20 protein-coding genes are annotated in these 16829 nt (G+C 70.9%); 10 read left to right on the top strand and 10 right to left on the bottom strand.

The genetic code is table 11. The annotated features are described in order from the left end of the window. Positions 1-110 precede the first annotated feature (110 nt). The 3 genes from ACFWX1_RS37075 to leuC all read right to left on the bottom strand — a co-directional run bounded on the left by ACFWX1_RS37075 (position 111) and on the right by leuC (position 3096). Positions 111-776, bottom strand: a complete 666-nt coding sequence (locus ACFWX1_RS37075) for an HU family DNA-binding protein (protein WP_378328968.1) — start codon at positions 774-776, stop codon at positions 111-113. A gap of 251 nt (positions 777-1027) precedes the next feature. After that, positions 1028-1630, bottom strand: coding sequence for a 3-isopropylmalate dehydratase small subunit (leuD, locus tag ACFWX1_RS37070; protein WP_378394486.1), 603 nt, complete (start codon positions 1628-1630; stop codon positions 1028-1030). A 29-nt stretch (positions 1631-1659) separates the two neighbouring features. Continuing rightward, a complete protein-coding gene (leuC, locus tag ACFWX1_RS37065; protein WP_378394484.1) occupies positions 1660-3096 on the bottom strand; it encodes a 3-isopropylmalate dehydratase large subunit in 1437 nt (478 codons plus the stop codon). A 142-nt stretch (positions 3097-3238) separates the two neighbouring features. Here leuC and ACFWX1_RS37060 point away from each other — a divergent pair, with 142 nt between their 5' ends. Beyond that, positions 3239-3940 carry an IclR family transcriptional regulator gene (locus ACFWX1_RS37060; protein WP_378328971.1) on the top strand — a complete coding sequence of 234 codons (702 nt, stop codon included), beginning with the start codon at positions 3239-3241 and terminating at the stop codon, positions 3938-3940. A gap of 270 nt (positions 3941-4210) precedes the next feature. Here ACFWX1_RS37060 and ACFWX1_RS37055 read toward each other — a convergent pair whose 3' ends face one another. Then, positions 4211-4996, bottom strand: a complete 786-nt coding sequence (locus ACFWX1_RS37055; RefSeq protein ID WP_378394483.1) for an ATP-binding protein — start codon at positions 4994-4996, stop codon at positions 4211-4213. A 233-nt stretch (positions 4997-5229) separates the two neighbouring features. On the opposite strand from ACFWX1_RS37055, the gene ACFWX1_RS37050 reads away from it, so the two are divergent. The 5 genes from ACFWX1_RS37050 to ACFWX1_RS37030 all read left to right on the top strand — a co-directional run bounded on the left by ACFWX1_RS37050 (position 5230) and on the right by ACFWX1_RS37030 (position 7384). Continuing rightward, positions 5230-5649, top strand: coding sequence for a phage holin family protein (locus tag ACFWX1_RS37050; protein ID WP_378394482.1), 420 nt, complete (start codon positions 5230-5232; stop codon positions 5647-5649). Further along, positions 5642-5953, top strand: a complete 312-nt coding sequence (locus ACFWX1_RS37045) for a DUF3618 domain-containing protein (RefSeq protein WP_378394481.1) — start codon at positions 5642-5644, stop codon at positions 5951-5953. Before ACFWX1_RS37050 ends, ACFWX1_RS37045 begins: the two co-directional genes overlap by 8 nt. Before the next feature lie 87 nt (positions 5954-6040). Beyond that, complete coding sequence (locus ACFWX1_RS37040) at positions 6041-6373, top strand: plasmid stabilization protein (protein WP_378394480.1); 333 nt, start codon at positions 6041-6043, stop codon at positions 6371-6373. Between the two features lie 20 nt (positions 6374-6393). After that, on the top strand, positions 6394-6852 hold the full coding sequence (locus ACFWX1_RS37035) for a DUF6328 family protein (RefSeq protein ID WP_378394479.1): 459 nt from the start codon (positions 6394-6396) through the stop codon (positions 6850-6852). A gap of 142 nt (positions 6853-6994) precedes the next feature. After that, the gene (locus ACFWX1_RS37030; protein ID WP_378394478.1) at positions 6995-7384 is read left to right on the top strand and encodes an STAS domain-containing protein; all 390 of its coding nucleotides are present in this window, start codon (positions 6995-6997) and stop codon (positions 7382-7384) included. Positions 7385-7421: 37 nt separating this feature from the next. Here ACFWX1_RS37030 and ACFWX1_RS37025 read toward each other — a convergent pair whose 3' ends face one another. Both ACFWX1_RS37025 and ACFWX1_RS37020 read right to left on the bottom strand, forming a co-directional pair. Continuing rightward, positions 7422-8399: an anti-sigma factor RsbA family regulatory protein gene (locus ACFWX1_RS37025; protein WP_378394477.1), complete on the bottom strand. Its 978-nt coding sequence runs from the start codon at positions 8397-8399 to the stop codon at positions 7422-7424. A gap of 49 nt (positions 8400-8448) precedes the next feature. Then, complete coding sequence (locus ACFWX1_RS37020; protein WP_378394476.1) at positions 8449-9066, bottom strand: DUF6292 family protein; 618 nt, start codon at positions 9064-9066, stop codon at positions 8449-8451. A 178-nt stretch (positions 9067-9244) separates the two neighbouring features. Here ACFWX1_RS37020 and ACFWX1_RS37015 point away from each other — a divergent pair, with 178 nt between their 5' ends. Continuing rightward, positions 9245-9784, top strand: a complete 540-nt coding sequence (locus tag ACFWX1_RS37015) for a type 1 glutamine amidotransferase domain-containing protein (protein ID WP_378394475.1) — start codon at positions 9245-9247, stop codon at positions 9782-9784. 84 nt (positions 9785-9868) lie between these two features. Here ACFWX1_RS37015 and ACFWX1_RS37010 read toward each other — a convergent pair whose 3' ends face one another. Then, on the bottom strand, positions 9869-10267 hold the full coding sequence (locus tag ACFWX1_RS37010) for a hypothetical protein (protein WP_378394474.1): 399 nt from the start codon (positions 10265-10267) through the stop codon (positions 9869-9871). 305 nt (positions 10268-10572) lie between these two features. On the opposite strand from ACFWX1_RS37010, the gene ACFWX1_RS37005 reads away from it, so the two are divergent. Next, positions 10573-11052, top strand: a complete 480-nt coding sequence (locus ACFWX1_RS37005) for a hypothetical protein (protein WP_378394473.1) — start codon at positions 10573-10575, stop codon at positions 11050-11052. Between the two features lie 32 nt (positions 11053-11084). On the opposite strand, the gene ACFWX1_RS37000 is transcribed toward ACFWX1_RS37005, so the two are convergent. Then, a complete protein-coding gene (locus tag ACFWX1_RS37000; protein WP_378394471.1) occupies positions 11085-11243 on the bottom strand; it encodes a hypothetical protein in 159 nt (52 codons plus the stop codon). A 307-nt stretch (positions 11244-11550) separates the two neighbouring features. After that, entirely contained in the window at positions 11551-13185 is a 1635-nt protein-coding gene (locus ACFWX1_RS36995) for an AMP-binding protein (protein WP_378394470.1), read from the bottom strand. A 114-nt stretch (positions 13186-13299) separates the two neighbouring features. Between ACFWX1_RS36995 and ACFWX1_RS36990 the strand changes: the two genes are divergently transcribed. Beyond that, a complete protein-coding gene (locus ACFWX1_RS36990; protein WP_378394469.1) occupies positions 13300-14154 on the top strand; it encodes a LuxR C-terminal-related transcriptional regulator in 855 nt (284 codons plus the stop codon). A gap of 118 nt (positions 14155-14272) precedes the next feature. On the opposite strand, the gene ACFWX1_RS36985 is transcribed toward ACFWX1_RS36990, so the two are convergent. After that, on the bottom strand, positions 14273-15235 hold the full coding sequence (locus ACFWX1_RS36985) for an Lrp/AsnC family transcriptional regulator (RefSeq protein WP_378394468.1): 963 nt from the start codon (positions 15233-15235) through the stop codon (positions 14273-14275). Between the two features lie 91 nt (positions 15236-15326). Between ACFWX1_RS36985 and ACFWX1_RS36980 the strand changes: the two genes are divergently transcribed. Further along, positions 15327-16721, top strand: a complete 1395-nt coding sequence (locus ACFWX1_RS36980; RefSeq protein WP_378394467.1) for an MFS transporter — start codon at positions 15327-15329, stop codon at positions 16719-16721. The last annotated feature ends 108 nt before the right edge of the window (positions 16722-16829 follow it).

The following is a 16829-nucleotide window of genomic DNA, read 5'->3' as shown; positions in this document are numbered from 1 at the left end:
GGGTGGTGGTATCTCGCTCTCGGGTCTTTTGGCCCTGCGCCCCGGCCCCCCACGGGGCGGCCGCGCCCCAGGGGGAGCGCGTGGGGCCCTGCCGAGAAGTCGCGCGGTGGCTACTTCTTCTTGGCCGCCGAGGTGCGCTTGGCCGGAGCCTTCGCAGCGGTCTTCTTCGCGGCGGACGCCTTCGGCGCGGCCTTGGCGGCCGGCTTCGCGGCGGCCTTCGCCCGCGTCGTGGTCGCCTTCGCGGCGGTCTTCGGCGCCGCCTTGGTGGCGGTCGCCTTCGCCCGCGTGGTGGCCTTGGCCGCCGTCTTCGGCGCCGCCTTGGCGGCGGCGGCCTTGGTGGTGGCGGCCTTCGCCCGCGTGGTGGTGCTGCGGGTCGAGGTCGGCCGGGTGGCGGCCGTGCGCGACGCGGCGGTGCGCGTCGTGGTGGCGCGGGTGCTGGTGGTCGCCCGTGCGGTGCTCGCGGAAGCGCGCTTCACCGGGGTGGCCTTCGCCAGCTTCTTGGCGCCACTGATGACGTCCTTGAAGGTCGTGCCGGCACGGAAGGCGGGCACGTTGGTCTTCTTGACGCGCACGGTCTCACCGGTGCGCGGGTTGCGCGCGGTGCGGGCGGCACGGGCGCGCTTCTCGAACACACCGAAGCCGGTGATGTTCACCTTCTCGCCCTTGTTGACCGTCCGGATGATGATGTCGACGAGGCCGTCGACGGCCTCCGATGCGACCTTCTTGTCGCCCAGGCGCTCCGACAGCGCCTCGATCAGCTGGGCCTTGTTGGCCATTTCCAGTCCTCCATGAAGAACTACTTCGTCCACGGCCACGTCGGCCGACTGCGCACACGGTATTACTAATGCAGCACAAATTCCAAACGGCACGCGGAAATTTTCCTTGTATCGGACGTGGTTCCGCCTCTTGAGGGACCCTCTCGGGGCCCCCGGAGTCGCCGTTCGGCGTGGTTTCGAGGTGTTCTCCCGCCCCGGATCCGGGGCACGAATTCCCTGCTCAGCAAGGGAATCCGCACCCTGGAGCCGGGCTAGGAAGCGGTGCTGGGGACCGTCACCGGCTTCCAGGAAGGCCGATCGGCCTCGAACTTGTCGATCTCCCCGGCGTGGCGGAGGGTGAGAGCGATGTCATCGAGCCCCTCGAGCAACCGCCAGCGGGTGTAGTCGTCGATCTGGAAGGGCGCGACGAAGTCCTTCGCCCGCACGGTCTTGGTCTCGAGGTCGACCGTGACCTCCGTGCCCGGCTCGTTCTCCAGCAGCTTCCACAACAGCTCGACGTCCGACTGCGCGCACTGCGCGGCCACCAGGCCCTGCTTGCCCGAGTTGCCGCGGAAGATGTCGGCGAAGCGGGCGGAGATGACCACCCGGAAGCCGTAGTCCATCAAGGCCCACACGGCGTGCTCGCGGGAGGATCCGGTGCCGAAGTCCGGCCCGGCCACCAGAACACTGCCCTGTTTGAAGGGCTCCTGGTTGAGGATGAACTGCTCATCGGAGCGCCAGGCGGCGAACAGCCCGTCCTCGAAGCCGGTCCGGCTGACGCGCTTCAGGTACACCGCCGGGATGATCTGGTCAGTGTCCACGTTGGACCTGCGCAGCGGCACGCCGACCCCGGTGTGCTGGGTGAACGGTTCCATCGATGTCTCCTTCGGGTCTCGGTGCGGACTCAGCGGCCGGCGGTGGCGAGCAGGTCTTCCGGGGACGACAACGTGCCCCGCACGGCGGTCGCGGCCGCCACGAGCGGCGACACCAGGTGCGTCCGGCCGCCCTTGCCCTGCCTGCCCTCGAAGTTGCGGTTGGAGGTCGACGCGCTGCGCTCGCCCGGCTTGAGCTGGTCCGGGTTCATGCCGAGGCACATCGAACAGCCCGCCTGGCGCCATTCCGCGCCGGCGGCGGTGAAGATCTCGTCCAGCCCTTCGGCTTCGGCGGCCTTGCGCACGCGCATCGAGCCGGGCACCACGAGCATCCGCACCGAATCGGCCACCTTGCGGCCCCGCAGGACCTCCGCGGCGGCCCGCAGGTCCTCGATCCGGCCGTTGGTGCACGAGCCGAGGAAGACGGTGTCCACCGCGATCTCCCGCAGCGGCGTGCCCGGCTTCAGGTCCATATAGGACAGGGCCTTCTCTGCGGCGATGCGCTCGTTCTCGTCGCCGATGCGCTCCGGGTCGGGCACCTGCGCACCCAGCGGGAGTCCCTGTCCGGGGTTGGTTCCCCACGTGACGAACGGCGTCAGTTCGCTCGCGTCGAGCCGCACCTCGGCGTCGAACTCGGCGCCTTCGTCGGTGCGCAGCTCGCGCCAGTTCGCCACCGCGGCGTCCCAGTCGGCGCCCTTCGGGGCGTGCGGACGATCCTTCAGGTACGCGAACGTGGTCTCATCCGGAGCGATCAGTCCGGCACGCGCGCCCGCTTCGATGGACATGTTGCAGATGGTCATCCGCGCTTCCATCGACAGCGCCTCGATCGCCTTGCCGCGGTACTCCAGGACGTAGCCCTGCCCGCCGCCGGTACCGATCTTGGCGATCACCGCGAGGATGATGTCCTTCGCGGTGACGCCGGGGCGCAGTTCGCCGTCGACGGTGATCGCCATCGTCTTGAATGGACGCAGCGGCAGCGTCTGCGTCGCCATCACGTGCTCGACCTCGGAAGTGCCGATGCCGAAGGCCATCGCGCCGAACGCGCCGTGCGTGGAGGTGTGACTGTCGCCGCACACCACGGTCATCCCGGGCTGGGTGAGCCCGAGCTGCGGGCCGATGACGTGCACGATGCCCTGCTCGGCGTCGCCCATGGGGTGCAGCCGGACACCGAACTCCTTGCAGTTGCGGCGAAGGGTGTCGACCTGGGTGCGCGAGACCGGATCGGCGATGGGCAGCTCGATGTCCACCGTCGGGACGTTGTGATCCTCGGTCGCGATCGTCAGGTCGGGGCGGCGCAGTTTCCGCCCGGCCAGCCGGAGTCCGTCGAACGCCTGCGGGCTGGTCACTTCGTGCAGCAGGTGGAGATCGATGTAGAGCAGATCCGGTTCGGCGCCTTCACCTCGGCGCACGAGGTGGCTCTCCCACACCTTTTCCGCCAGTGTGCGGGCCTTACCGGTCGGGCTGGTCATCTCCGGCTCCTTCCACGGGAATGTCGCGAACGCGGAACTCGGGCAACGGGCGCGGGCGGTGCGAGGCCGCGGGCGGGCGCAGCACGAGTTCGGTTTTCCCAGATTCTGGACTTCCCAAAGTGCGGGAAGATAGTATCGAGTCGTGGGACAGCATAGCGGTATCGGAGTACTGGACAAAGCTGTGGCCGTACTGCAGGCCGTGGCCGAGGATCCCTGTGGCCTGGCCGAACTGTGTTCGCGGACGGGACTGCCCCGTGCCACCGCGCACCGGCTCGCGGTCGGCCTCGAAGTGCATCGCCTGCTGCGCCGGGGGCCGGACGGGCGGTGGCGGCCGGGCACCGCGCTCGCCGAACTCGCGGGCGGCTCCACCGATCCGCTGCTCGACGCGGCGGGTGTGGTGCTGCCGAAACTGCGGGACATCACCGGCGAAAGCGTGCAGTTGTACCGGCGTGACGGCGTTCAGCGCGTGTGCGTCTCGACGGCCGAGCCGCCGAGCGGGCTGCGGGACACGGTCCCGATCGGTTCCCGGCTGCCGATGACGGCGGGCTCGGGCGCGAAGGTCCTTGCCGCGTGGTCGGATCCGCACACCCAGCGGACGATCCTGTCGGAGGCGGTGTACGGCGAGCGCACGCTGCTCGAAGTGCGCCGCCGGGGCTGGGCGCAAAGCGTCGCCGAACGCGAGCCCGGTGTGGCGAGCGTCTCGGCCCCGGTGCGGGATTCCTCGGGCACGGTCATCGCCGCGGTCTCGGTGTCGGGCCCGATCGAACGGATCGGCCGCAAGCCCGGCGCCCGCTGGGCCGCCGACCTGCTCGCCGCCGCGGACGCGCTCCAGGAACGCCTCTGACGTCACAGGAGTCCCAAAACGGTCCTATGGGGACAGTGGGCGAGGATCACCTTCCGTCGCCGTCCGGTGACGCGCGGGGACCGGATCGGGGGTGACCCACCGTCCACAGAGCAGTGTCCACCTTGTACTCCGCGGGCTGGGCGGCGTCCGCGGAGTACGGGAAAGCCGCACCGCCCTCCCCTTGCGCCCCGGCTGACCCACGATTACCCGCGTCGGTCCGACCGAGCGCAACACAGGCTCCGGCTGCGTACCCGCTCAGCCGAGTCCCTGTCACCCGAACGGCCGCGCCCAGCGGTGACCGGCGGCGTCCTCCCCGCCCTGCGCCGGGAGGATCGCCCAGACGACCTTGCCGCCCGTCCAGGATCTGCTGCACCCCCAGCGTTTCGCGATCCCCGCGACCAGCCGCAGGCCCAGTCCCGGTTCGAGCGCTCCCAGCCGTTCCCGCAACACGGCCTGGCCGGGTTCGTCGTCGGCGACCGCGACGGCGCATCGGCGCCCGCGCAGTTCCAGCCGCACCCGGGGGCGTGAGCCGGTGTGCCGCAGCGTGTTCTCCACCAGTTCGGAGGCGACCAGTTCCGCGTCGGGCACCGAGCCCGTCAGATTCCAGTCCCGCAGGATCGTCCGCACGAATCCCCGCGCCTGGGCCGGCGCGCCGTCCGAGCGGGGCAGTTCCTGTTCGGCGCGGCGCCGCGCCGGGCGCCCCAGCGCGCGCATCGCGGTATCGGCGTCGGCATGGATCGAGACCGCCTGGCCTATCGAGCGTTCGGTGAGCAGCGCCCGGTGTTCCGGCCGGGACGTGACGATCCCGAACGGGACTTCCGGCCAGTCGGCGATCCGGGCCGCGACCAGCTTGAAGGCGTGCACGAAGCCGGGCCCGTCGATGCGCAGCCCGTCGATGTCGGCGATCAGCCCGTCACCCGCCTCGGCGGCGAGCCGGAGCAATCCGTCCCGTAGCCAGGGATAGCTCTCCGCCGAGACCACACCCGTCGCCGTCACGATCGTCCAGCCCGCCCGGTACGCGGGCACCAGCCGGACCTCCTGAATTTCCGCTGTCACGGCCGCATCACGCGCTCTTGGCGCGGGATGACCGGCGGTCCATCGCCGTTCATCGCTCCTCCCGACCTTGCGAATGTCCTGCGGGACGCATACCCGGGCACGGACCACCGAAACCCGGCAGCCGATCACCGTCCTCCCTCGTCCACAGTGGACAAGATGGTGGCGTCCCCCTGGGCGTTTGACCTGCCCGCCGCGCGGCTACCCGGGTGCCGAAGCCGTTCGGGAGGTGTTCCGTGATCGAAGAAGTGAACCGGGCCCCGACCGAGGACCGTTCGGTCGGCGAACTGGTCTCCGACCTGACCGACGAGCTGAAACGGCTCGTCCGCGACGAACTCCGGCTCGCGCGGGCCGAGTTGCGGGACAAGGGCAAGCACTTCGGGCGCGGCGCCGGTCTCGTCGGCGCGGCGGGACTGATCGCGGTGCTCGGTGCCGCGACGCTGGTGGCGGCCGCGGTACTCGCGCTGGCGCTCGTGCTGCCCGGCTGGCTGTCCGCGGTGATCGTCGGCGCGGTCCTGCTGCTGGTGGCCGGAATCGCCGCACTGGCAGGCAAGAAGCAGGTCGGCCAGGCGGTCCCGCCGGTACCGGAGGACACCGCAGGCTCGGTGCGGGACGACATCGAGACCGTCAAACGAGGAGTGCGATCGCATGGGTGAGCACGAGAAGTTTCCCGCCGACGCCGAGGAAGCCAGGATCGACCGCGACGTCACCCGCGAAGAACTGACCGCAACGCTCGACGCGCTCGCGGCCAAGCTCGATGTGCGCGAACGCGTGCGGGAGAACGTCGACGACAAGGTGGAGCAGGCGAGCGCGCGGATCGCGTCGACGGTGTCGGTGCCCGCCGCCGAGAAGTTCCGGCAGGGTGCCGGCGCGGTCCGCAGTCATCCGGTACCGGTCTTCGCCACGGCCTTCGCCGTGGTGGTCCTGATCCGGCTGCTCCTGCGCCGGCGCGGCCGCTGACGGCCCCCTGCCCGGGCGATGCCGGGTTTATCCGGGATGCCCGGTGGTTAACCGGAGGACGTAGTCCGCCCGGAAGGAGTGAAGGTCATGCCCCAGCAGGCGTGGAACTCGAAACGCGAGCGTCAGTACCAGCACATCAAGGAATCGCAGAAGGAACGCGGCACCGGCGAGGACCGCGCGGAGGAGATCGCCGCGCGCACGGTCAACAAGAACCGTGCCCGGTCCGGCGAATCGCGCTCGGCGAGCAAGACGTCCACCCGGGACAAGTCGCCGCAGCAACGAGGCGGTCACCGGTCCGGCAAACGCCTCGGCCCCGGCGGGCCGACCAAGGAACAGCTCTACAACGACGCCAGGAAACGCAACATCCACGGTCGTTCCACGATGACGAAGAAGCAGCTCCAGCAGGCACTCGGCCGGTGACCGGGAGACCGAGGAGCCCGATGAGCGAACCGGAGGATTCCGACCAGCGAAGGCTCGCCCGCAACCTCAGCGAACTCCTGCAGGAGGTACGTGTCGCGCAGAACGGCGTCCAGGTGCTCTTCGGGTTCCTGCTCTCGCTGGCGTTCACCGAACGCTACGCCCAGGCGGGTGGATTCCTGCACCACGTGCACGTCGTGACGGTGCTGCTCGCGGCGGGCGCGGTCGCCCTGCTGATCGCGCCCGCCGCGTGGCACCGGCTGCTGTTCCGGCGGGGCATGCGGGAGGTGATCGTGCGCGGCACCTCCGTGCTGGCCGTGCTGGGGCTCGTCCTGCTCGCCGCCGCGATGACCGGCACCGTGCTGATGATCGCCTACCTGGTCTTCGGCGGTGTGCCGGCCGCGGTGCTCAGCGCCGCCACCGCGCTGGTGTTCCTGCTGCTGTGGTTCGTCATCCCGCTGTGGCTGCGGCTCTTCCGGTGAGCCGCTGGTTGTGCTCGGCGGGTGCGCGCCATAGGCTGGAATCCGGTTCAACCAGCAGCCGACCCGAGGACGTATCCGGGCTCGGTAGCTGGCACCCTCGTCCAGCGGAGTCCGGTCCACAGCCGACACCTCTGGAGCCGTCATGGACTTCCTCTCACCGGAAGCGCACTCCGCGCCGGGGCCGCAGTTGACCGTGCGCACCTCGCTCGCCCGTCCCGACCTGGTGCTGCTCGATGTGATCGGCGAGGTGGATCTGTCCACCCGGCCCATCCTCGACACCGCGCTGTCGGCCGCGCTGCACCGGGAACCCGAGGTACTGATCGTCGATCTGACCGAGGTGAGCTTCCTCGGCAGCACCGGCTTGTCCCTGCTCGTCGAGTCCAACCTGGCCGCGATCGTCGGCGGCACGGACCTCCGGATCGCGAGCCATTCCCATACCGTGCAACGGCTTCTCCGGCTCACCGGGGTGGACCGGGAACTCCGTCTGTACCCGTCCAGATCCGGCGCGCTGCGCGACGTCGGGCGCGGCTGAGTTCCGTCCTCTGTGGACCGGCCCGGTGGTACGGGTGTCAGTGGCCGAGCAGGAAGCGTGCCTCGACACACGTGCCCGCCGGGCCGGTGTGCGTCCGCACCAGGTCCGCCACATGGTGGACCAGCAACAGCCCGCGGCCGCGAACCTGGCCGGGCACGGCGGGGCGGCGGCCGGCGAGCGGGTCGGCGAGCCGGCCGCTGTCGCGCACCTGGCACACCAGGTACGCCTCGTCCGTGCCCATCAGCACTTCGGCGGTCCCGCCGCCGTGTTCGAGACTGTTGCCGGCGAGCTCGGTGAGCGCGAGCGCGACGTCCTGGACACGCTCGGCGCCTAGCCCGGCTTCGGCCGCCAACCCGACCGCCACGTGACGCAGCGCGGACAGCCCCGTCAGCTCGACGGTGACGGCGGTGGCGTCGGCGAGCGGGGGCAGTGGCCGGTTGTAGTCGGCGACGACGTCGTCGGGTGCATACCGGTCACTGGTGCGTTGCCCGTCCGCGTCGACGATGAGCGGATGCGTCCGCAGCGCGTCCGTGAGCACCTTCGGCCGGAGGGTGCCGACGTCGTAGGGACACAGGATCGTGGCCGGGAGGCCGGCGAAGGCGTGGTTGATCAACGCCTCGTGCTGCGCGCACGCGGGATACTCGCGCGCGGAACGGCCTGCCCAGATCGGTTCGCCGATGATCCGGACGCGCCTGCCGGGATACCGGTCGGCGAAGGCACGCAGCACGCCGGGGATGATGTGGCCGGGATTGCGCCCTGCCTCGGTCATGTCGACCATGACCACGTCCCCGGCGGCGCTGCCGAGCGCGCCGCGCAGGAGTTCGAGGTTGTCCCGCGGCACCGCGACCGCGACCGGCTCGCCGGCGGCGAGCGCCCCGGTCACGAACGGGACCGTGCCCGCCAGGTATTCCGGCTCACCGCGGTAGAACAACGCCGGATGCGTGAACGGTTCCTGTTCAGCCGTGCCGCGCGGCCGGTCGGCCGTCGCGGCGGTGTCGGAAAAGGTCCCTCGCATCACCGCGCTATATACCCCGGCCCGCGGACCGGTAAACCACCCGGCCCGGTCAGGGAGGGCCGAGATACCGGTTCATGCGCTCGGCCTGGCTCCGGCGGTTTTCCGTGCCGGGCACGGCCACCGGCAGCCCGGCGCCCCGCCGGTAGCCGACGACGTCGGTGACGAACCGCGCCACGTCCTCGGGGGCGGGCACCGTGTCACCACCGAGCCGGGACAGCACGATCGGTGATTCCGCGGGGCGGGTCTCCACCGAAACCACCCACCCCTGCCGTTCGCTCCAGACCAGCATCAGGTCCCGGTCGGCGTACTCGGGCCGGCGGCGCGTGAGTGCCAGGTAGGCCGTCGCCGTGTCGGTGACCTCGCAGCTCGTGCCCTCGGGGGCGACACCGACCACGTCGGCGACCGCGCGCACGTACCCCTTCAGCGCGCGGGCCAGCACCAGCGTTTCATCTTCGGATCCGCCTTCCGCTGCGAAACCCGGACCCTGCTCGACGGGATCGGGCAGGCCGAGCATGGCCAGTAGTTCATGACGGTCACGCGCGTCGCGGGAATTGCCTGCCACGGCCCGGACGGCCCTGGCTCGCAATGTCGCCTCGGCCTCGGCCGCGTCGGCCCTTGCCCTGGCGAATTCGCCTCGCGGAGATCGGTCCGTGGGGGACGGGGACATGCGAACTCCGTTCCGGCCCGGATGCCCGGGCCGTTCCTGACCCTACCGCACAAAACCGCTCCTGGACCGCCCGATTCTCCGACCGTCCACTCCGGACGGTCCGGCGGCGTGGTTCGGCCCGGCCCCGGTGGGTACCCGGCGAAGACGGGAATCCCCACGAAACCAGAAGGGAACGGACATGACGGCGACGTTGCGGGGCAAGCGAGTGGCGATACTGGCCGCCGACGGCGTGGAGCAGGTCGAACTGGTCGAACCACGGAAAGCGGTGACGGCCGCGGGGGCAACGGCCGAGCTCGTTTCGCTCGGGCCGGGAAGGATCCAGGCGATGAACGGGGACATCGACAAGGGCGACGAGTTCGAGGTCGACAAGGTCCTCGGCGACGTGTCGGCCGACGACTACGACGCGCTGCTGCTCCCCGGCGGCACGATGAACCCGGACAACCTGCGCCGCGACCCGGCGGCGGTGCGGTTCGCCGGGGACTTCGTCCGCGGCGGCAAACCGGTGGGCGTGATCTGCCACGGCCCGTGGACGCTGGTCGAGGCCGACGTCGTGCGCGGCCGCACCCTGACGTCGTTTCCCAGTGTGCGCACCGATATCCGCAACGCGGGCGGCACGGTCGTCGACGAGGAGGTCGTCGTCGACGGAGCGCTCGTGTCGAGCCGCAACCCCGGCGACCTGCCCGCGTTCTGCCGCGCGATCGTCGAGCGGTTCGCCTGATTCCGCCGGGTCGGCAGGCAGCGCCGTCCGGTACCGGCGGGGGCAGCCGGTACCGGACGGCGCGAGACTGTCGCGGCGGACTCGTCAGTGCACCGCGCGGCGGTGCCAGATCCGCCGCGGTCCCGGCAGCCCGATCCGGGCGATCAGGTGGGTGAGGATCATGCCGATCACCAGCCACACCACCGCGGCGAGCCCCTCGTTGACGAGCGTGCGCAGCTTGGCGTCGCCCGGGGTGAACAGATCGCGCAGGCCGAGGGACACCGAGCCGGACCAGGTGTCGATGAAGCGGGCGAAAGTGTTGGCCGGGTTGGCGTCCGCGTAGACCAGCACGATGTGCAGGGCGAGAATCAGCGCGAACAGCACGCAGATCACCCGGATCACCGCGTTGAGGGTGCGGACGATCCGCACCCGGGGATGGACGCGTTCCACCACCTCTTCCTCCTCGGCCGGGGTGAGGCGTTCATAGGGTTCCGAATGCGTCATCGTCGACCTTCTTCCTCGCGACCACCATCCACTGTGGACTTTCCGGGCCGCGCTCGTGGCCGACGGGTACCCCGCCCCCGTCCCCCGAAACACGCGCCGGCCAGGTCGTCCGGGCGACGCGGACGGCGCCGGGGCCGCCACGGTCCGCCGCCGGCGGTCACGCAGCGAGTTCAGCTGCCTCCCGCGGGTTTACAACCACGTCCGCTGTTCGTAGTATCCGGCCGGAGCCGAACGTGTGCTCCGCGTCACGAGGTGGAGGTCAGCCGATGGCACGCATGCCTCGCCACAGGAAACCGGGACCGCGGGTGAACGTCGTTCGCCGGTTCGCGCTGACCGCGTCCCTGCTCGTGGTCGCGGGCGGCGCCGCCGTCCCGCTGCTGGCCCCGGAGGAACACCACATCGCGGTGAGCGCGCCCGCGGCCGATCGCCTGCCGCCCGCGGACTCGGCGCCGGGAACCGCCTCGGCCGCGACGTTCACGCTTTCGCCCGTCCCGCCGCGGCCCAGCCCGGCTTCCCCGCCCGCCACCGTGTCCACCACGACGCCGATGACGACGACCTTCACGGCGACCCCGCTGCCGTCCGGCGCCGCGATGGCCACCCTCAACGGCACGACCAGTTCCTCGCCGTCCACCACCGGCACGGCGACGTCCTCCGGGCTCCTGCCACCGCCGGCCGGCACGTCGGCGGCCATTCCCCCGCCGCCGGCCACGACGGAACCGGCACCCAGCGCGAGTCCGACGATCTGGGACTACCTCGGCCGGTTCTACCAATGGTTCACCGGCTGATTTCCGCGTGATTTCCCCCGGTCCCGCACCACTCAGCGGTGCAGAACGAGCTCTCTTTCCCCGGCCCCACGTTCCCCGGTACGGCGAATCGGGATACTCCCGAGCAGCAGCAGAATCCCGAGCCCGCCCAAGATCACGTGGCCGGCTGTCAGGCACAGCCCGCACAATCCGATCCACAGGGCGATCTTCATTGCGCCAGTGTAGGTCCGCCGCCGAGACCGGGCGGGAAAACTTGGGAAAGACTTAGGGTTGTCGCCCTCGCGTATTTCGTTATTTCCCCGTGACCGCTCCAGTGGAAACGCGGTACGCAATCCGCGTGCAAGATCGATCCCGCGCATTTTCTCCCTCGCATTGTCCCGCACGGACAACGCACTGCGTCGAGTCCCACACTCACGCGCCCGAGTTCCACACCCGGGAGCCCGAGTTCCACACTCACGCGGCAAGGTGCTCGCGCCTGAACGTGGAACTCGGGCTCTTGAACGTGGGACTCGCCGGGCGTCAGGCGTTCGTCGTGGCTTCCTGCGCCCGCTCGCGCAACAGGAAGCGCTGGATCTTCCCGCTCGGCGTCTTCGGCAGCTCGGTCACGTAGTGCACTTCGCGGGGGTAGACGTGTGCGGCCAGCCGACTTTTGACGAGTTGCTTCAGCTCTTCGGTGAGCCCGTCACCGGTTTCGACACCGTCACGAACGACGACATACGCGACGACGACCTCGCCGCGCAGCGCGTCCGGGGTGCCGATGACTGCGGCCTCGGCGACGGAAGGGTGTTGCACCAGCGCGCTTTCCACCTCGAACGGGCCGATCCGGTACCCCGCCATGAGGATCACGTCGTCGTCGCGCGAGCCGAAGGTGAGATAGCCGTCGGCGCTCTTGGCCGCGACGTCACCGGTGTAGTACCAGCGCCGATCCTCGCTGAACCGTTCGGCGCTGCGCTCGGGCGCGTTGCGGTACCCGGAAAACGGCATCAGCGGGCTGCGCGTGAGGTCCACGGCGACCCTGCCCGCCTCGCCGGGCTCGGCGATCTCGTCGGAGCCGGACTTCAGCACCTCGACGGCGAACCCGGGCAGCGGACGGCCCATCGAGCCGGGCCGGATCTCGGCGACGAGGCCGGGGTGCCAGGCGTTGCCCACCATCATCCCGGTCTCGGTCTGCCCGTAGTGGTCCCGCACGGGAATGCCGAACGTGTCGAGCGCCCAGCTGATCACGTCCGGGGTCAGCGGTTCGCCCGCCGACGAGCAGTGCCGCAGCCGCAGGCCCTCGGGCACCTCGGCCCCGGCGTTGCGCAGTGCCCGGTAGACGGTCGGCCCTGCGGTGAAGTTGGTGACGCGAAAGCGCGTCAGCACCTGCCAGGTCAGTTCCGGCGAGAAGCCCGCGTGCAGCAGGAGGCTGCGCCTGCCGGTGGCCAGCGGCCCGGCGATCGCGTAGTAGAGCCCGTACGCCCAGCCGGGATCGGCCGCGTTCCAGAACACGTCGTCGTCGGTGTGGTCGAGGCCGAACTGCTGGTAGGCATGGATTCCGGCGAGGCCGCGCACCGGGACCGGGACCGCTTTCGGCGTCCCGGTGGTGCCCGAGGTGAACAGCTCGATCAAGGTGCCCTCGCCACCGACGGCGACCGGGTCCGGAAGCGGCGCGTCCTCGGCGAGCAGATCCGCGAACGCCAGATCGCCGCCGCTCGCCTCGCCGGTGGTGATGACCAGCCACCCGGCGTCGGCGGGGATGTCCTCGCCGGGCTCCAGTTTCGCCCGCTGCGAGGGGTCGACGACGACGGCCTTGGTGCCGTTCCCGGTGATGCGCAGGGCGATCGCGGGCGGGGCGAACGCGGTGAACAGCGGCACCTGGACCGCGCCGAGCCGCCAGATCCCGAGCAGCGCGACGACGAGTTCGGCGGATTTGCCCATCAGGGTCGCGACGCGGTCGCCGGGACCGATCCCGCGGGCGGCCAGCGCGGCGGCGAACCGGCCCGACGCCTCGTCCAGCTCGCCGAAGGTCAGGTCGCGACTGCTCAGGTCCGCTTCGATGACCGTGAAGGCGACAGCGTCGGCCGGATGACGGCGGCACAGCAGGTCGAGAGCACTGGCGCCGGGCGCGCCGTAGACGGCCAACAGGTCCAGGGCGGTCTGCTCCGGTGAGGTCATGTATCGCTCCGACGAAGGTCGTGGGCAGCGTGCCGGGGCCACGTTGCCGCAGGTGGTCGTACTATCAGGGGGTCCGTTACCCGCCGACTACCCCCGAACAGGGGTGATGCGCGCATGCCGACACCGGAGCCGGCCGACAGCGCCGAAGTCCGTCGTGCCCTCGGCACGGTCCGGACCTCCGCGCGGCTGCCGCTCGCGTTCGGTGGCGTGGTCGCCGGCGGTTCCGAGCTGCGGATGAGCGAGCTTGTGGGCACCGCGACCAACTCCCTGCGCGGCCTCGTGGTGGCCGAGGGCCGCGGGCTGGGTGGCCAGGCGATCGCGGCGCGCCGCCCGGTGGCCGTCACCGACTACTACGCGAGCGACTCCATCAGTCACCATTTCGACAACGCGGTCCGGGCCGAGGGTGTCCGGTCGGCCCTCGCCGTGCCGGTGATCGTGCGCCGCTCGGTGCGTGCGGTGCTCTACGGCGCGGTCCGGGAGGCGGTGCGCTTCGGGGACCCGGCGATCGACGCGGTCGCGCAGGCCGCCCGTGACCTGGAACAGGAACTCGCCGTCCGCGACGAGGTGGAACGCCGCCTGGCGCTGCTCACCGCGCCCCAGCAGCTGGCCGGGATGGCCGCCGACACCGCGTCGGCCGAACGGGAGACGCTCCGCCGCGGCCACGCCGAACTGCGGCTACTCAGCCGCGAGGTCACCGACGAGGCGCTGCGCGAGCGGATCGACGCGGTCACCGCGACCCTCGCCGGCGCCGCGACGCCCCCGGACGCCCCGGCGCCATCGCTGTCCGTGCGCGAACTCGACGTCCTCGCCTGCGTCGCCGCGGGCCAGACCAACGCCGAAATCGCCACGACGTTGTCCATCGGCGCCGAGACGGTCAAGAGCTACCTGCGTGGCGCCATGTGCAAACTCGACTGCCACACCAGGCTCCAAGCCGTCAACGCCGCCCGCCGCGCCGGCCTCCTCCCCTAGCGGATTCGCGTACCTGGACAGTCGGCCGACGTACCCACGCAGTCGGCTCACCAACCGACCCTCCAGGTACACGAACCGACCCCCTGGGTACGCGAGTTCGCCCATCGAGCCGCGACGATCACGAGGTGGCGGCGCGTTTGAGGGTGCGGATGACCGGGGCGGTCTCGAGGTGGTCGATGGCGTCGATGCTGCCGACCTGTTCGGTGAGGTAGGTGTACAACGCCTCGACGTCGCGGCAGAGCACCTTGGCGATCAGGTTGCTCGGCCCGGTCGTCGCCGCGACGAACGCGGCTTCCTGGTGTCCCGCAAGGGCTTCGGCGACTTCGACCAGTCGCGTCGGCCGCACCGAGAGCCACAGCACGGCCTGCGCGTGGAAGCCCAGCAGCGCCGGGTCCATGTCCATGTCGAAGTAGAGCACCCCGGCCCGCCGCAGCTGATGGACGCGGCGGCGGACGGTCGCCTCGGCCCAGCCCGTGGCCGCGGCGAGATCGGCGAAGGACATGCGGCCGTCCTGACGCAGCAGCGCGAGCAAGGGCTCGTCGGCCGCGATGCCGGCCGGATCGAGGGGCTCGCCGGAAGGATCCGGCGGCTCCGGAGTGAGCCGGTCGATCTGCTCCGGCGTAAGCGCCGCCGCGCGTCCGTCCCAGCCGACCGGGCCGCCGACGAATGTCCTCAGTAGACAGTGGGCGGACACCGCCACGACGCGCGGGGTCCGCGGAAGTTCCTGCAGCAGCAGGGATTCCGGCGCGTCCGGCCCCGGGGAGCGGATGACACAGACGATCTCCGTGCCGCCGGAGGTGAGCTGTACCCAGCGCGTGTCGTCGCGGCGGGTCAGCGCGTTCGCCACCTTCAGCGCCGCGTCGGGCGTGCAGCGCAGCCGGACGAACCATTCGACCTGCCCCAGCCGCCGCGGATCGGTCATCCCGACGACGCGCAGCGCGCTGTCGGCCCGCAGCTTGCGGTAGCGGCGCGCGACGGTCTGCTGGGACGTCCCGAGCACCTCCGCGACGTGGTTGAACGCCGCCCGCCCATCGATGTGCAGTGCGTGGACCAATGCGCGGTCGAGTTCATCCAGTGGCATATTCCGATCGTAGCCGCTGACGCATGGAACTATCCGTCGGAAGCTGCGCAGTAGATGGATCGAATCGCAGCACTTTCCTACCTTCACGGATATGACCGTTCAGTACACGTCCCCCGTGGCCCCGCCGCACCGGGGCCGGTGGCTCGCCCTCGCGGCGCTCCTCCTCGCGGAGGCCATGAACCTGCTCGACGCCACGATCACGCAGGTCGCCTCCCCCGCCATCCGCGCCGATCTGGGCGTCTCCGACGGCCAGCTGCAGTGGGTGAGCGCGGGCTACACCCTGCCGTTCGCGGTGCTGCTGATCACCGGCGGGCGGATCGGCGACATCCTCGGCCGCCGCCGCACGTTCGTCCTCGGCACGGCCGCGTTCGTGGTGTGCTCGGCGCTGTGCGCGTTCGCCCCGGGCATCGGGTTCCTGCTCGCGGCCCGCGCGGTGCAGGGCGCGAGCGCGGCGTTGATCATCCCGCAGACGTTCGGGCTGATCCGCGCGATGTTCGATGGGCCGGAGCGAGCGAAGGCGCTGGGCACGATCGGGCCGGTGATGGCGCTGGCTTCGGTGTGCGGCCCGGTTCTCGGCGGTGTGCTCACCGACGCCGACATCCTCGGTTCGGGCTGGCGCGCGGTGTTCCTGGTCAACGTGCCGCTGGGCCTGCTCGTCCTGCTGGCCACCCCGCTCGTCCTGGAGGACCGCTCCCCCACGAGGCCGCGGCTCGACGTCGCGGGCACGGCGCTCGCGGCGGTGGCGACCGGGCTGATGATCTACCCGCTGGTGCAGGGCAACGACGCGGGCTGGGCGCCGTGGACCTGGCTGTGCCTGCTGGCGGGCGTCGCGCTGTTCGCGGTCTTCGTGCGTCACCAGGTCGGCAAGGCCCGTCGCGGGGGCAGCCCGCTGGTCGAGCCGGGCCTGTTCCGCGACCGCGTGTTCCCCGCTTCGCTGGTTTCCTCGCTGCTGTTCTTCGCGATGATGAACGGCCTGATGTTCGTTCTCGTCGTGTTCTTCCAGCTCGGCGGCCGGACCGGCGCACTGGGCGCGGGGCTGGGCATGCTGCCGTGGTCGGTGGGACTGGCGATCGGCTCGTGGTGCACCGGCCGCTATCTCGTCCCCCGCTTCGGCGCGCGGGTGATGCGGGTCGCCGTGCTCGTCATCGTGGCAGGCCTGGCCGGGACGGCGGTGCTCATCGACGCGCCTTGGCCCGCGCTGATGTGGCCGCTGCTGGTGTCGGGCACCGGGCTCGGGATGTTCACCGTCCCGTTCTTCACCAACGCACTGTCCCGTGTGGACCATCACGAGACCGGCTCCGCGTCCGGGCTGCTCAACGCCGCCCAGCAGTTCGGCGCCACGGCCGGGGTCGCGGTGCTCGGCGCGGCGTTCTTCCACCTCGGCGGCGTCGGCGGGACCCGGCTCGCACTGGGGATCTCGCTCGGAATGCTCGTGCTCGTCCTGGCCCTGACCCGCCCGATGCTGAAGGGGACTTTCCTCTCGTAAGACGCGCTGAAGGGGGGGGGGGGGTGGGGTGGGGGGGGGCGGGGAGAAAGAGAACACTGGACAGGGCCAGAGACGCGCAGAAGAGTGTCGAGAGCGCTCTAGACAGAG

This window comes from Amycolatopsis sp. NPDC059021 (assembly GCF_042739895.1).
Lineage (GTDB): Bacteria > Actinomycetota > Actinomycetes > Mycobacteriales > Pseudonocardiaceae > Amycolatopsis.
This window is presented reverse-complemented; position numbering and strand designations above follow the sequence as displayed.